This is a genomic window from Stenotrophomonas sp. 3(2025), assembly GCF_052665395.1.
In genome coordinates this window covers 44,106-58,300 of the sequence record NZ_JBQOIF010000011.1, presented here as the reverse complement: position 1 = coordinate 58,300, position 14,195 = coordinate 44,106, and the positions used below count along the sequence as shown (strand labels likewise).

Genomic DNA, 14,195 nt, shown 5'->3' with positions numbered 1-14,195 from the left:
GGGCAACCTGATAACCACCGGTATTGGCGTCATCGCCAGAGGCTCTCAATGGCGGCCGATGGCTGGCCTATGGTGGGTGTTTCCCCGGATGGAGCCTGGTGCAATGAGCGATCCGCAGTGGCAACTGGAAACCCTGGCCGTGCACGGCGGCTATCGCCCCGACCCGACCACCCGCGCGGTGGCGGTGCCGATCTACCAGACCGTGGCCTACGCATTCGATGACACCCAGCATGGTGCGGACCTGTTCGACCTGAAGGTGCCGGGCAACATCTATACGCGCATCATGAACCCCACCACCGACGTGCTGGAGCAGCGCGTTGCGGCGCTGGAAGGGGGCATCGGCGCGTTGGCACTGGCTTCCGGGCAGGCCGCGATCACCTATGCGATCCAGACCATTGCCGAGGCCGGCGACAACATCGTCGCTGCCAGTGCGCTGTATGGTGGCAGCCTCAACCTGCTGGCGCACACGCTGCCGCAGTACGGCATCCAGGCGCGATTCGCCGATCCGGCAGATCCGTCGGCGTTTGCCGCGCTGATCGATGAACGCACCAAGGCGGTATTCGTCGAATCGATCGGCAACCCGCGCGGCAACGTCACCGACATCGCCGCCATCGCCGAGGTCGCGCATGCGGCCGGCGTGCCGTTGATTGTCGACAACACGGTGGCCACGCCATTCCTGCTGCGCCCATTCGAACATGGCGCCGACATCGTGGTGCACTCGCTGACCAAGTACCTCGGTGGCCACGGCACCAGCCTGGGCGGGGCGATCGTCGATTCCGGCCGCTTCGACTGGACGGCACAGCCGCAACGCTTCGCCCGCTTGAACCAGCCTGATCCGAGCTATCACGGCGTGGTCTATACCGAAGCGCTCGGCGCGGCGGCCTACATTGGCCGTGCGCGGGTAGTGCCGTTGCGCAATACCGGCGCAGCATTGTCACCGTTCAACGCCTTCCTGATCCTGCAGGGCATCGAGACCCTGGCGCTGCGCATGGAGCGGATCAATGCCAACGCGCTGGCCGTGGCGCAGTACCTGCGCGCGCATCCGAAGGTAGCGTGGGTGCGTTATGCCGGGCTGGCCGATGACCCCGAACACGCGGCAGCGCAGCGTTATCTGGGCGGCCATGGCTCCGGTGTGCTGACCTTCGGACTGCCGGGCGGGCGCGTTGCCGGCGCCCGCTTCCTCGATGCCCTGAAACTGTTCACCCGGCTGGTGAACCTGGGCGATGCGAAGTCACTGGCCACCCATCCGGCCTCGACCACCCATCGCCAGCTGGATGCGGCCGAACTGGCCAGGGCCGGGGTCAGCGAGGACACCGTGCGCCTGTCGATCGGCATCGAGCACATCGGCGATCTGCGCGCGGATCTGGAACAGGCGCTCGCCAAGGCCTGAGGGCGGGCAATCGCGCAGGATCGGTCACGCACCCCGCCAAAGGATCAGGCACGATCGCAGCCATGTCCTCACCGGAGATGGTCATGAAGCGGCTTGCAGGCCTGCGCCAGGCGCAGGGAATCGAACGGGTCATCGACCATCTGCAGGGCTGCCTGCGTGAGCAGCAGGCACTGCCGGACGTAACGGCACTGGCGACTGTCGCCCATCAGTCGCCCTACCACTTCCAGCGCCTGTACCGGGCACTGACCGGCGAAAGCCCGGGACAGACGCTGGACCGGCTGCGCCTGCTCAACGCCCTGCAGGCGCTGCAGCAGCCCGATGCAAGCGTCACCGACGCCGCGCTGGCCGCCGGCTATGAGAGTGCGCAGGCCCTTGCGCGGCGCTGCAGGCAGCGCCTGGATACCACCCCGCGCGCCCTGCGCGCCGATGCAGCACTGCGGCAGCAGTGGCAGCAGGTCTTGGCACAACCACCTGCCGACGTAGACGCGGTGACCGCCGCCCCGCTGAAGGTGGAAGTACGCGCGCTGCAGCCGTTCGAGGTCGTGCTGCTGCGCGCGCAGGGGGCCTTCGGTGATCTCGATGCCAGCTTCGGCCGCCTGTACGAATGGGCGCAGGCGCAAGGGCTGGCCGACGATCTGCTGCACCTGGTAGGCATCGCCATCGATGACCACCGGGACGTACCCGCGCAGGCGCACCGCTTCGACTGCGGGATGGGATTTGCCACCGCGCTGCCGCAACTTTCGTCGCCGCTGCGGCGGCAGGCCCTCGGCATCGGTCCGCATGCGGTCGCCCACCATGTCGGCCCTTATGAGCAGCTGCAGGCCGTGGGGGATGCGCTGCTGCGCGACTGGTGGCCGGACAGTGGGCACGCGCTTGCCGAAGCGCCCCTGTATTTCCACTTCCTGGATGATCCCGAACAGGTGCCTGCCCACCAGTTGCGCGCCGACGTCTGCCTGCCGCTGGCAGGCTGATACCTGCGGGCTTGGTCGTCATCGCCAGAGGCGATCACCACCACCGCAGGAAAGCGTTACGGTAGAGACGCTCTCCAAGGGCGTGGCGATATCATCCCCGGCCGATGCGGGTCGGCCGGGGATTTCTTTGGGCGCAGCCAACCCCACGCCATGCGTGGATAAATCCCCATCGGAATCCAATAGTCCGACAGTGCATCGAAAAGCATCCACGCATGGCGTGGATCTACTGTCGACCAAGCTCGACACCTGCCAAATCGTTCATCCACCACCAGCAGCGGGAACCTGTCGAAGGCGGGGTGGGTCCGGTTGCGGGGGCGTGAGCCGCATGGATGCGGCGACCGAGCTTACATGGACGTACTTGCAGCGTCCCCCGCAACCGGACCCACCCCGCCATCCCACGGAATGCCAGCTTTTGCCGTTGCCGTTGTTTCGGCGGGTGCAGGGCGCAGCCCTGCTGCACACCCCTCACACCACCGGAATGCTGTGCTGCCCAAGACTGCGGTACGGCGGGGTGGCCATCACCATTTCCGCCAACGAGTAGGCCAGCTCGCGCTCGGCCATCACCGTGCCGTCGGCACCGTGTTCAAGCAGATGCTTCACTTCGGCATCGCTGTGCGCACGCGCCAGCAGGGTCAGGTTGGGGTTGATCGCACGCAGCTTGGCCAAGGTCTCACCGGCTTCCAGCGGCTGCGGGATCGCCAGCACCGCGATCTTGGCGCGCTCGGGATGGGCTTCGGCCAGCACCTTGTCCGAGGCGGCGCTGCCGCGGATGCCGGGCAGGCCGGCGGCATGCGCCTCGGCCACGTGTTCCTTGTTGTCGTCGATGATCATCACCGGCACGCCACGGTCGCGCAGCACCTGCGCCAGCGCGCTGCCGACGCGCCCATAGCCGATGACGATGGCATGGTCGTGCAGGTCCAGCGACGGCCCCGGTGGCAGCTCGGTCTCCACCGCGGTGGGCGTGGTTTCCTGGTGCTTCAGCAGCCAGCGGTCGAGCAGGCCGAACACCAGCGGGTTGAGCATGATCGAGATCAGCGCGCCGGCCAGCACCAGCGCCTGGCCGGTCGGCGGCAGGATCTTCAGGGTCACGCCGAGGCCGGCAATGATGAAGGCGAACTCGCCGATCTGCGCCAGGCTGGCCGAGATCGTCAACGCGGTGCCGGTGGGGTGGCCGAACGCGCGCACGATGAAGAACGCCGCCGCCGATTTGCCGAACATGATGATGCCGGCGGTGGCCAGCACCTGCCACGGGTGCTCGATCAGGATGCCGGGATTGAACAGCATGCCCACCGAGACGAAGAACAGCACCGCGAACGCGTCGCGCAGCGGCAGGGAATCGCTGGCCGCCTTGTGGCTGAGTTCCGATTCATTGAGCAGCATGCCGGCGAAGAACGCGCCCAGCGCGAAGGACACACCGAACAGCATCGCCGAGCCGAACGCCACGCCCAGCGCGATCGCCAGCACCGACAGGGTGAACAGTTCGCGCGAGCCGGTACCGGCAATGCGCTCCAGGATCCACGGAATGACCCGGCGGCCGACCACCAGCATCACCGCCACGAACAGGCCCAGCTGCACGAACGTCCAGCCGATGCTGGCCAGCACGCTGCCGAGGGTGTGGTGTTCATTGGCCGCGTCGGGCCCGAACACACCAGCCATCACCGGCATCATCACCAGTGCCAGCACGCAGGCCAGGTCCTCGACGATCAGCCAACCGACCGCGATCTTGCCGCGCTGGGTTTCCAGCAGGCGGCGCTCTTCCATCGCGCGCAGCAGCACTACGGTACTGGCCGTGGCCAGCGCGAAACCGAACACCACGCCGTGGATGACCGGCCAGCCCATCAATGCCGCCAGGCCCCAGCCGAGCAGGGTAGCGACCAGGATCTGGCCGATGGCACCGGGAATGGCGATGGCCTTGACCGCCATCAGGTCCTTCAGCGAGAAGTGCAGGCCGACGCCGAACATCAGCAGCATCACGCCCAGCTCGGCCAGCTGGTTGGCCAAGGCCTGGTCGGCGACGAAGCCCGGCGTGAACGGACCGACGCAGATGCCAGCAACCAGGTAACCGACCAGAGGAGACAAGCGGAGCTTGTTGGCCAGCGCGCCGAAGATGAAGGCGAGCCCGAGACCAACGGCAACGATGTTGATCAGGTCGGTGTCATGGTGCATCGGCTCTCGCAGAAATCGGGGGGATGCCCCGATTTTCACCTAATGAGCCAAATGCGGCAAACCTTTGGAACAAATAGGGTCAGATCCCTTTTCCATCAGGAAAAGGGATCTGACCCCGGATGAACCCGCCGGGCAGGGCCCGGCGCGCCCGTTACCGCTTACCAGTTGTACTTGATCCGCCCGTACACATACGCGCCATTGAAGCCGAACGGCGAGTAGTTGCTGTACGGCAGCATGCCGAAGGTCGAGTTCTGCAGGTCTTCGGTGCGGTCCGGGTACTCGTCCAGCAGGTTGTCGGCGCCCACCGTCAGCGTCCAGTTCGCACTCGGCTTGTAGCTGGCCGAAGCATCCAGCACCCACTTGTCGCCGTAGGTCTGGTCACGCGCGGCGGTGGCCGAATTGCGCACCGTGAACTTGCCGTAGCGGGTCGCCGCCAGGCCCAGTTCCCAGTGGTCCGAGCGCCAGGTGCCGCTGAGGATGGTCTTGTCGTGCGGGTAGCTGTCTTCGATGCGGCCGATCTCATCGCGGCCGATCAGCGACTGGGTCAGGCCCAGCGTGCCGAACACCGCCGGCGTGCCACCCACGCGCTGCACTTCGGTGTCGTTGTAGCTGTAGGCCGCGGTCAGTTCCAGGCTGCTGGCGCTGAACGGCACGGTGTAGCTGGACACGACGTCCACGCCGCGGGTGCGGGTGTCCAGGCCGTTGGTGAAGTACGAGAACGCGGTTACCTGCGGCAGGCCCAGCGTGGCCAGCAGCGCGCTGCTGGCCGCATTGGTGGTGATGCTGGAGGACAGCGCGATGCGGTCATCGATGTCGATCTGGTAGGCGTCGACGGTGACGTACAGGCGATCCACCGGCTGCAGCACCAGGCCCAGGCTGTAGGACGTGGAGGTCTCGGCCTTCAGCGGCGACGCGCCCAGTGCCTGTGCGGCCAGGCTGGTGGTCGGGAAGGTGCCACGCTCGACGAACACGCCGTTGAGGAACTGGCTGGTGACCGCCTGGTAGCCCTGCTGGGCCAGTGACGGTGCGCGGAAACCGCTGGAGGCGGTGGCACGCAGCGCTACCTTGTCGGTGAACGCATAGCGCGCCGACAGCTTGCCGGAGAAACGGTCACCGAAGTCCGAGTAGTCCTCGTAACGGCCGGTGATGCCGGCGGAGAACTTCTCGGTCAGGTCCGCTTCCAGGCCCGCATAGACCGCGTAGTTGTGGCGGTCGGTATGCACTTCGTTGGTGGGAGTGAAGCCGGCAAAACCCTGCGCACCGCTGCCGGTGTAGGAGTTCAGTTCGCCAGGGTTCTGGTCCCACTTCTCGCGGCGATACTCACCGCCGAAGGACAGCGTGACCGGATAGGCCAGGCCCCAGTCCAGCGACTTGGTCAGATCGGCGTTGAAGATGTCCTGCTGGTACTTCAGCGTGCCGTCGTAGAACGAGCGCGGGCTGGTCGCACCCAGGCTGTAGTTGATGCTGTTGCGGGTGTGGAAGTCCAGGGTGTTCTCGCCGTGGTTCAGGCTCAGGTCCCAGGTCCAGCCGCTGTCGGTGTTGCCTTTGACCCCGGCCACCAGCGAGCGGTCCTTGGAATACTGGTTGATCTGCGGCACGAAGCCGTCCGGGTAGGTCTGCGCCAGCAGCGCGGTCTGCCCGCTGTGGTTGCGCGAACGGTAGAACGCGAACGAGGTGATGTCGCGGTTGCTGAGCAATGCGCTGGCGTAACCGGTGACGTGGTCGCTGAAATCGAAGCTGGCGTTGGCCGACGCCGCAGTGGCGTCCACGCGCGGGTCGCCGACGATGAAGGTGGTCTGGCCGACGCTGGGGAAGTTGCCGGTGTTCGGCGTGGTGCCGCGATAGGGGCCGGCGCGGTCGCTCTCGTCCTGCTGGCTGATCTGGCCGGCCACGTGCACGCGGCCACGGCCGTTGCCGAATTCCACGCCGGTATCGCCGGACAGTTGGTACTTGTTGCCGTCGCCGGCCGAATACTGGCCGTAGTCGACGGCCAGGCTGCCACCGCTGCCGCTGCCCTTGAGCACGATGTTGATGACGCCGGCGATGGCATCCGAACCGTACTGTGCCGAGGCGCCGTCACGCAGCACCTCGACGCGCTCGATGGCGGCGATCGGAATCGCGTTGATGTCCACGGCCGACGAACCACGGCCGATGCTGCCGTTGACGTTGATCATCGCCGAGGTGTGGCGGCGCTTGCCGTTGACCAGCACCAGCACCTGGTCCGGCGACAGGCCGCGCAGCTGTGCAGGGCGCACGCCACTGGTGCCGTCGGTCAGTGCCGGGCGCGGGAAGTTCAGCGATGGCAGCGCGCGCGACAGCGCGGTGGCCAGTTCGCCGGTACCGGTGGACTGCAGGATCTCGGGGGTGATGATGTCGATCGGTGACTGCGATTCGGCGACCGTGCGGTCGGCCACGCGGGTGCCGGTGACGATCACCGTATCGAGGGTGTTGGCGGCGCTGCCGGCCTGCTGGGCGGCGGCAACGAACGGAGAGCCACCGAGTGCGACAGCGACGGCGGCGGCGATCAGGCTGGTCTTGCGGGTCATCGGGAGGGGGCTCCGGTTGGCGGGATGGCACCGGAATCGACATCACGGGGGTGAGGCGGACGACGGTTGTTGCGGTGCGCAATACAGGAATTAACGGGATATTCAGTGCCTGTCAAATGCCGACCCACAGAAAAAACGTTGCAGCAGCAACCATTTAGCTGCGACAGGCCCTGACAGGGGGAGGGGCCCGGGAGGCGCGCGGACAGGACGTGGGAGAGAGGAACGTCGGCCGTCGCGCATCCCGGGGCGCGTCAAGTATTCGTTAACGTTAGAATTGCGTCGCAGGAACTGTGCTTACCAGCACATTCCATTCGGTTATATGGACGCCCCCCATGATTTCGCTTCGTAATTTCGCCTTGCGCCGCGGCGAGCGGCTGCTGTTGTCCAATGTCGACCTGACCCTGCATGCCGGTTACCGGGTAGGCGTGGTCGGCCGCAATGGTGCTGGCAAGTCCAGCCTGTTCGCGGCGGTGAAGGGCGAACTGGAGGCCGACAAGGGTGACGTCGACCTGCCGGGCAAGATCCGCATCGCCAGCGTTGCCCAGGAAACCCCGTCCCTGCCGGACCCGGCGCTGAGCTTCGTGCTGGGCGGTGACATCGAGGTGGCCGCGGTGCTGGCCGCCGAGGCCGACGCCACCGCCCGCGAAGACTGGGAAGCGGTGGCCGAGGCGCATACGCGCATGGCCGAGCTGAACGCCTACGACGCCGAAGCGCGTGCCGGCAAGCTGCTGCACGGCCTGGGCTTCCCGGCCGAAACGCACCACCGCGCGGTGTCCTCGTTCTCCGGCGGCTGGCGCGTGCGCCTGAACCTGGCCCGCGCGCTGATGATGCCCAGCGACCTGCTGCTGCTGGACGAACCGACCAACCACCTGGATCTGGACGCGGTGTACTGGCTGGAACAGTGGCTGCTGAAGTACCCGGGCACCTTGCTGCTGATCTCGCACGACCGCGAGTTCCTCGACAACGTGGCCACCCACACCCTGCACCTGCACGGTGGCGGCGCCAAGCTGTACCCGGGTGGTTACACCGACTTCGAGCGCCAGCGTGCCGAACAGCTGCGCCAGCAGCAGATCGCGCATGAGAAGGAACAGGCCGAGCGCGCCCACCTGCAGAGCTTCATCGACCGCTTCAAGGCCCAGGCCAGCAAGGCCGCGCAGGCACAGAGCCGGATGAAGCGACTGGCCAAGCTGGCCGGTACCGAGGCGGTGCGCGCCGAGCGCGAATTCCGCATCGAGTTCGCACCGCCGGCCAAGCTGCCGTTCTCGCTGATCCGCCTGAACCATGTCGAGGCCGGTTACGGCAGTGACTCGGTGATCCTGCACAACGTGGGCTTCGGCCTGGAAGCGGGCCAGCGCATCGGCCTGCTGGGCCCCAACGGCGCGGGTAAAACAACGCTGGTGAAGACCCTGGTGGGCGAGCTGGCACCGATTGCCGGTGAGCGCGCCGCGCACCCGGACCTGCGCATCGGCTACTTCGCCCAGCACACGGTCGAGTCGCTGCATGAAGGCCAGTCGCCGATGGAACACTTCCGCGAGCTGGCCCCGGATGCACCGAACCAATCGTTCCGCGACTTCCTCGGCAAGTGGAACTTCCCGGGCGACCGTGCCTTTGAACCGGTGGATGGTTTCTCCGGTGGCGAGCGTGCACGCCTGGCGCTGGCGTTGATCGCCTGGCAGCAGCCGAACGTGCTGCTGCTGGACGAACCGACCAACCACCTTGACCTGGAAATGCGCGAAGCCCTGGCCGAAGCCCTGGCCGATTTCGACGGCGCGATCGTGATGGTCTCGCATGATCGCCATCTGATCGGCCTGGTCTGCGACACGTTCTGGCGGGTGGCCGACGGCGTGGTCGAGCCGTTCGATGGTGACCTCGACGCCTACGCGGCATGGCTGCGCACGCGCCCACAGGCGCAGGGCACCAAGGCACGCATGGAACAGGTGGAAGAGCCGGTGGTGGTCAAGACCGCACCGGTCGCGCAGGTGGTGCAGAAGAAGCCGGTCAACCCGCACAAGCTGGCCAGCGCCGAAGCCAAGGTCGCCGAGCTGGAAGGTGTGCTGGCCGAACTGGACCGGCAGCTTGCCGACTCGAGCAACTATGCCGATGCCACGCGCATGGCCGTGCTCGGCCGCGACCGCGAAGCCGCCGCCGCACAGCTGGAAAAGGCCGAAGCGGCCTGGATGGAACTGCTGGAGTCCTGATTTCATCGGTAGCGCCGGGCCATGCCCGGCGGCTTCTCCCAACCGCTGCGCTCGCCGGGCATGGCCCGGCGCTACCCGCGGCGCGCGTGTTTCATCCCTGCGCCTGCAGCCATTCGCGGAACCGCTTGGCCGGCTCCCGTTCGGCACGCGAGCGCAGACGGGTCAGCCAGTAGCGACCCAGCTCCAGCGTGGTGGCAAACGGCTGCAGCAGCCGGCCCTCGGCCAGGTCCGCTTCGAACATGCGCAATGGCAGCAGGGCAACGCCTGCGCCACCGGCGGCGGCCACGGCCAGCGTCAATGACGAATCGAACACCGGTCCTCGCGCTTCCACACCGTTGACCCCGGCCATCTGCAGCCAGCGTGGCCATTCGTCGCTGCGATACGAACGCAGCAGCGGCAGGGCCGCCAGATCGCGCGGATGCTTCAGCCGCCGCGCCAGGGCCGGCGCACACAAGGGCGCGAACGGCGCGTCCAGGATTGCCGTGCAGGCCTGTCCCTGCCAGTCGCCATCGCCGAAACGGATCGCCAGGTCCAGGCCTTCACCGGCCAGATCGATGCGGTTGTTGTGGGTCTGCAGCCGCAGCTCGATATCCGGGTGGGCCGCGTCGAAGGCGGCCAAGCGCGGCAGCAGCCAGCCGGTGGCGAAGGTGCCGACCACGCCTATCGTCAGTACTTCCCGCGCCGGGCCACCGGTGTAGCGGGCGATGCTGGCTGAAATGCGCTCGAAGGACTCATTGAGCACCGGGTACAGGGCTGTGCCTTCCTCGGTCAACGCCACGCCGCGGGGCAGGCGATGGAACAGGCGGATACCCAGCCGGTCCTCCAGTCCGCGTATCTGGTGGCTCAGTGCTGCCTGGCTGACGCACAGCTCCAGCGCCGCGCGGGTGAAGTTCTGGTGCCGGGCGGCGGCCTCGAAGGCGCGCAGGGCGTTCAGCGGCAGGGTGGGATGCAGCATGGGAAGGTGTGAGGTGGGGTGATGGCTGATTCCAGTTTGACAGATCGAAATCCCGGCGTGGCGTGATCTTCCTTTCGATAGGCATCAATTTATCTCATGCCTGTCCCTGAAAATTCCCGCTGGTGGCCCCGCGTCATCCCTCCCAATAATCGGGGCACGTTTACCGGAGTCCATCCATGTACGCTCGCCGTCGATTCCTGCAGTTCACTGGTGCCGCCCTCGCATCCTCCCTGCTCGCGCCTGCACTGGCGCGGAGCACCACGCCTGCGGCCGTTACGCCGGCCACGCACGCGGCCATTGCCGGAGCCGCCGATTTCGCCGAGCTGGAAAAGGCCAGCGGCGGCCGACTGGGGGTGACCGTGCTCGACTCCCGCACCGGCCGCCGCATCGGCGGGCATCGCCAGGGCGAGCGCTTCCCGATGTGCAGCACCTTCAAGTCGATGCTGGTGGCCCATGTGCTGAGCCTTGCAGACGCTGGCCGTGTCTCGCTGGACACCCGCGTGGCGGTCGCCGAGAAGGATCTGCTGTCCTACGCCCCGGTCGCCCGCCGCCACGTCGGCAAGGACCTGAGCGTGCGCGACCTGTGCCGCGGCACCCTGACCACCAGCGACAACACCGCAGCCAACCTGCTGCTGGGGGTGACCGGCGGGCCGGCGGCACTGACCGCTTTCCTGCGCGACCACGGCGACCGCGTGACCCGCAACGACCGCTACGAGCCTGACATGAACCGCTTTGCCGCAGGCGATCCGCGCGATACCACCAGTCCGGCGGCAATGGCTGCCAGCCTGGCCCTGTTTGCCGTGGGCGATGGCATCTCCGCCGCATCGCGCCAGCAGTTCGCCGACTGGCTGATCGACAACCAGACCGGCGACGCCTGCCTGCGGGCAGGGCTGGGCAAGCGCTGGCGCGTGGGTGACAAGACCGGCAGCAACGGCGAGGACACCCGCAACGATATTGCCGTGCTGTGGCCGCGTGCGGGCGGCACGCCCTGGGTGATCACTGCTTATCTGCAGGGTGCTTCGGTGGACGAGGAACAGCGAGCGGCCGTGCTGGCCCAGGTGGGCCGGATCGCCGACCAGCTGATCGGCTGAGGCAACGGGTGCTTCATCGGCGGCTTGCCCCACGGTGCGCGAACCCGCATCCTGCGCGCGTTCGATCCACACGGAAGTCCCCCGATGAGCCATGAACTGGTCTACCTGCTGCTGATCTTCGCGCTGCTGGTCATCCCGCGCGCGTTGCAGCGGTTCAGCCTGCCGGCGCCGCTGACCTGCCTGCTGTTCGGCATCATCGGCATGCTCTGGCTGGGCGACCAGGCGCACGACGCGGTCATCGCACTGCTGGCCACGCTGGGCATCTCCTCACTGTTCCTGTTCGCTGGCCTGGAAGTTGACCTGCAGGCCCTGCGGCGCGGCATGTGGCCGCTGCTGGCGCACCTGCTGATCCGCAGTGCGACCCTGTTCGGCGTCGGCTGGCTGGCCTGGCGTTACGCCGGCCTGCCATGGCAGGCGGCCGGGCTGCTGGCGCTTGCGCTGCTGACCCCCTCCACCGGTTTCATCATGGATTCGCTGTCGCGGCTGGGGCTGAGCGAGGACGAGCGGTTCTGGGTCACCAGCAAGGCCATCGCCGGTGAACTGCTGGCCCTGGCGGCGTTGTTCATCGTGCTGCAGGCTGGCGACCCCGGGCACATGGCGCTGTCCAGCCTGGCCCTGCTGGCGATGATGGTCGGCCTGCCGCTGCTGTTCATCGCGCTCGGTCGCTGGGTCGCGCCGCATGCGCCGGGCTCGGAATTCTCACTGCTGGTGATGGTGGGCATGGTGGCGGCGTACATCACCTACCTGCTGGGCGTGTATTACCTGGTCGGCGCTTTCATCGCCGGCCTGGTCGCGCGCCTGCTGCACCAGCGCATGCCGCTTCTGGCCTCGCACGAAAACCTGCATGCGCTGCGCCTGTTCGCCTCGTTTTTCGTGCCGTTCTACTTCTTCAACGCCGGCACCAAGGTGTCCAGCGAAGCGCTGAGCTGGGAGGCACTGGGGCTGGGCATTGTCATCACCCTGGTGGTGCTGCCGCTGCGCATCGCGGTGGTCTGGCTGCAGCGCCGGGTGATGTTCGGCGAGAGCTTCCGCAGCAGCCTGCGTGTGTCGCTGGCGCTGGCACCGACGTTGATCTTTACCCTGGTACTGGCCGCGATCATGCGCGATCGCTTCCAGATTCCGGCGGTGCTGTTCGGCGCGTTGCTGCTGTACGCCGCATTGACCACGCTGCTGCCCTCGCTGGTGTTCCGCACGCCGTTCGATGTCGACCCGGTCGAGCAGGAGCCGGCAGGGCAGGGCGAAGATGCTCCGGTGGCGGCGACGGACGTGGTTGCCGTCGCCCCTGCAGCCGAACGCTGAGGTGGATCCAGGGAGTGCGGTTTGCGCGCATCGGCCGTGGCCGTTAGGGTTGGGGCATGAAACCGATCGCCGCTGTTGCTTCCGCCATCGCTCTGCTCGGCCTCGCCGCCTGCTCGCAGCCATCGCATACGGTCAACCACGATCTGTCGACCGCGCCGGCCGACGCCTTCATGGCCGCCATTGCGGCCCACTGTGGCCAGGCCTACGAGGGCAGGGTGGTGGAAGACACACCGGCGCCCACCGGCAACGACCCCTTCGCCGGGCAGAAGCTGGTGATGCACGTGCGGGGCTGCGCCGACCCGGGTCATGAGCTGCGCATTCCGTTCCACGTCGGCGATGACCATTCGCGCACCTGGGTATTGACCCGTACCGAGCACGGCGTGCGCCTGAAGCACGACCATCGCCACGCCGACGGCAGCCCCGATGCGATCACCCTGTACGGCGGCGACAGCAAGCCGCCGGGCACCGCCGAACGCCAGCAGTTTCCCGCCGATGGCGAGTCGGTGGCGATGTTCCGCCGCGCCGACATGCTGGCTTCAACCCACAACACCTGGGCGATGGAGATCGAGCCGGACCAGCGTTTCGTCTATGAGCTGACGCGACCGGAAGGGCGCCGTTTCCGGGTCGAGTTCGATCTGAGCAAGCCGGTCGCGCTGCCGCCGGCGCCCTGGGGTGATGCAGCGGCGCCGGCACCCTGATCGGCCCCCTGGCATGCTGCCGCGGACAGCCCGGTAGCGCCGGGCAATGCCCGGCGGCTTTCAAGCGGAGACCCTGCCGCTGCCTCGCCGGGCATGGCCCGGCGCTACCCCTCAACGCGTGCCGAAGCGCGCCCGGCAGCCGTTGCTGACCCACACGTTGCCGCGCGAGTAGCCCCAGGTCCGGCCTTCCTGGCAGGCGCTGCCGGACAGCTGCTGCTGCAGCACAGGCCGGCCCTGGCGCTCGTCCCAGTTACAGCTCTGCTGGCGGTTGTTGTTGCTGCTGCAGGTCACGGTGTAGTTGCTGTTGCCACCACCCCAGCCGCCGCCATTGCCGCCGCCCCAGCCACCGCGGGCCTCGGCGAACTCGGCGCGGCAGCCGCGGTTGACCCAGATCGCGCCGTTGCGCACGCCCCAGTTCTGGCCTTCCACGCACTGCGTGCCGGAGATCTGCCGGACCACGCGTGCGTTGCGCCAGCCCACCGGGCAGCTGCGTTCGCGGTTGTCCTGGCTTTCGCAGCGCACGGTGCCGCTGTTGCCGTTGCCGTTGCCACCACCCCAACCGCCGCCGTTGCCGCCACCCCAGCCGCCTCGGCCCTGGGTGAATTCGGCGCGGCAGCCGTTGTTGACCCAGATGCTGCCATTGCGGGTGCCCCAGGTTCGGCCTTCCACGCAGGCCGAGCCGGACAGCTGGCGGACCAGCCGGGCATCGCGCCAGCCGGTGTTGCAGACGCGTTCGCGGTTGTTCTGGCTCTCGCAGCGGACCACCCCGTCCTGCGCGGCGGCAGGGGCGGAGGGCAGGGCGAGCGCGGTAAAGGTGCCAAGGATCACGGCCAGGCTGGCCAGGGACTGCGGTTTCATGGCGACATCCCCATGCGGGAGTA

General features: G+C 67.5%; 10 protein-coding genes. 6 read left to right on the top strand and 4 right to left on the bottom strand.

Annotated features, from left to right (window positions below):
• Window positions 1-103 precede the first annotated feature (103 nt).
• The gene (locus tag ACUXVE_RS10475; RefSeq protein ID WP_445514361.1) at window positions 104-1,390 is read left to right on the top strand and encodes an O-acetylhomoserine aminocarboxypropyltransferase/cysteine synthase family protein; all 1,287 of its coding nucleotides are present in this window, start codon (window positions 104-106) and stop codon (window positions 1,388-1,390) included.
• Between the two features lie 83 nt (window positions 1,391-1,473).
• Window positions 1,474-2,361, top strand: a complete 888-nt coding sequence (locus ACUXVE_RS10470; protein ID WP_445514360.1) for an AraC family transcriptional regulator — start codon at window positions 1,474-1,476, stop codon at window positions 2,359-2,361.
• A gap of 465 nt (window positions 2,362-2,826) precedes the next feature.
• Here ACUXVE_RS10470 and ybaL read toward each other — a convergent pair whose 3' ends face one another.
• Window positions 2,827-4,527 (bottom strand): YbaL family putative K(+) efflux transporter, encoded by a 1,701-nt coding sequence (gene ybaL / locus ACUXVE_RS10465; RefSeq protein WP_025874691.1) that lies wholly within the window; start codon window positions 4,525-4,527, stop codon window positions 2,827-2,829.
• A 158-nt stretch (window positions 4,528-4,685) separates the two neighbouring features.
• Window positions 4,686-7,073, bottom strand: a complete 2,388-nt coding sequence (locus ACUXVE_RS10460; protein ID WP_445514359.1) for a TonB-dependent receptor plug domain-containing protein — start codon at window positions 7,071-7,073, stop codon at window positions 4,686-4,688.
• Between the two features lie 332 nt (window positions 7,074-7,405).
• Between ACUXVE_RS10460 and ACUXVE_RS10455 the strand changes: the two genes are divergently transcribed.
• Window positions 7,406-9,271, top strand: coding sequence for an ABC-F family ATP-binding cassette domain-containing protein (locus tag ACUXVE_RS10455; protein ID WP_049463961.1), 1,866 nt, complete (start codon window positions 7,406-7,408; stop codon window positions 9,269-9,271).
• Window positions 9,272-9,362: 91 nt separating this feature from the next.
• Here the strand turns inward: ACUXVE_RS10455 and ampR are convergent, their stop codons facing one another.
• Window positions 9,363-10,226 carry a LysR family transcriptional regulator AmpR gene (ampR, locus tag ACUXVE_RS10450; RefSeq protein WP_093818735.1) on the bottom strand — a complete coding sequence of 288 codons (864 nt, stop codon included), beginning with the start codon at window positions 10,224-10,226 and terminating at the stop codon, window positions 9,363-9,365.
• A 176-nt stretch (window positions 10,227-10,402) separates the two neighbouring features.
• On the opposite strand from ampR, the gene blaL2 reads away from it, so the two are divergent.
• The 3 genes from blaL2 to ACUXVE_RS10435 all read left to right on the top strand — a co-directional run bounded on the left by blaL2 (window position 10,403) and on the right by ACUXVE_RS10435 (window position 13,314).
• Entirely contained in the window at window positions 10,403-11,317 is a 915-nt protein-coding gene (gene blaL2 / locus ACUXVE_RS10445) for a L2 family extended-spectrum class A beta-lactamase (RefSeq protein ID WP_093818734.1), read from the top strand.
• 84 nt (window positions 11,318-11,401) lie between these two features.
• Window positions 11,402-12,616 (top strand): cation:proton antiporter, encoded by a 1,215-nt coding sequence (locus ACUXVE_RS10440; RefSeq protein WP_445514358.1) that lies wholly within the window; start codon window positions 11,402-11,404, stop codon window positions 12,614-12,616.
• 56 nt (window positions 12,617-12,672) lie between these two features.
• On the top strand, window positions 12,673-13,314 hold the full coding sequence (locus tag ACUXVE_RS10435; RefSeq protein WP_222388496.1) for a hypothetical protein: 642 nt from the start codon (window positions 12,673-12,675) through the stop codon (window positions 13,312-13,314).
• A 111-nt stretch (window positions 13,315-13,425) separates the two neighbouring features.
• On the opposite strand, the gene ACUXVE_RS10430 is transcribed toward ACUXVE_RS10435, so the two are convergent.
• A complete protein-coding gene (locus ACUXVE_RS10430) occupies window positions 13,426-14,172 on the bottom strand; it encodes a DUF3011 domain-containing protein (RefSeq protein ID WP_093818731.1) in 747 nt (248 codons plus the stop codon).
• Window positions 14,173-14,195: the final 23 nt, after the last annotated feature.

Bases quoted from the DNA above. Each gene is read 5' to 3' on its own strand.
- ACUXVE_RS10475 (WP_445514361.1), top strand. From the start codon at position 104: ATGAGCGATCCGCAGTGGCAACTGGAAACCCTGGCCGTGCACGGCGGC.
- ACUXVE_RS10470 (WP_445514360.1), top strand. From the start codon at position 1,474: ATGAAGCGGCTTGCAGGCCTGCGCCAGGCGCAGGGAATCGAACGGGTC.
- ybaL (WP_025874691.1), bottom strand. From the start codon at position 4,527: ATGCACCATGACACCGACCTGATCAACATCGTTGCCGTTGGTCTCGGG.
- ACUXVE_RS10460 (WP_445514359.1), bottom strand. From the start codon at position 7,073: ATGACCCGCAAGACCAGCCTGATCGCCGCCGCCGTCGCTGTCGCACTC.
- ACUXVE_RS10455 (WP_049463961.1), top strand. From the start codon at position 7,406: ATGATTTCGCTTCGTAATTTCGCCTTGCGCCGCGGCGAGCGGCTGCTG.
- ampR (WP_093818735.1), bottom strand. From the start codon at position 10,226: ATGCTGCATCCCACCCTGCCGCTGAACGCCCTGCGCGCCTTCGAGGCC.
- blaL2 (WP_093818734.1), top strand. From the start codon at position 10,403: ATGTACGCTCGCCGTCGATTCCTGCAGTTCACTGGTGCCGCCCTCGCA.
- ACUXVE_RS10440 (WP_445514358.1), top strand. From the start codon at position 11,402: ATGAGCCATGAACTGGTCTACCTGCTGCTGATCTTCGCGCTGCTGGTC.
- ACUXVE_RS10435 (WP_222388496.1), top strand. From the start codon at position 12,673: ATGAAACCGATCGCCGCTGTTGCTTCCGCCATCGCTCTGCTCGGCCTC.
- ACUXVE_RS10430 (WP_093818731.1), bottom strand. From the start codon at position 14,172: ATGAAACCGCAGTCCCTGGCCAGCCTGGCCGTGATCCTTGGCACCTTT.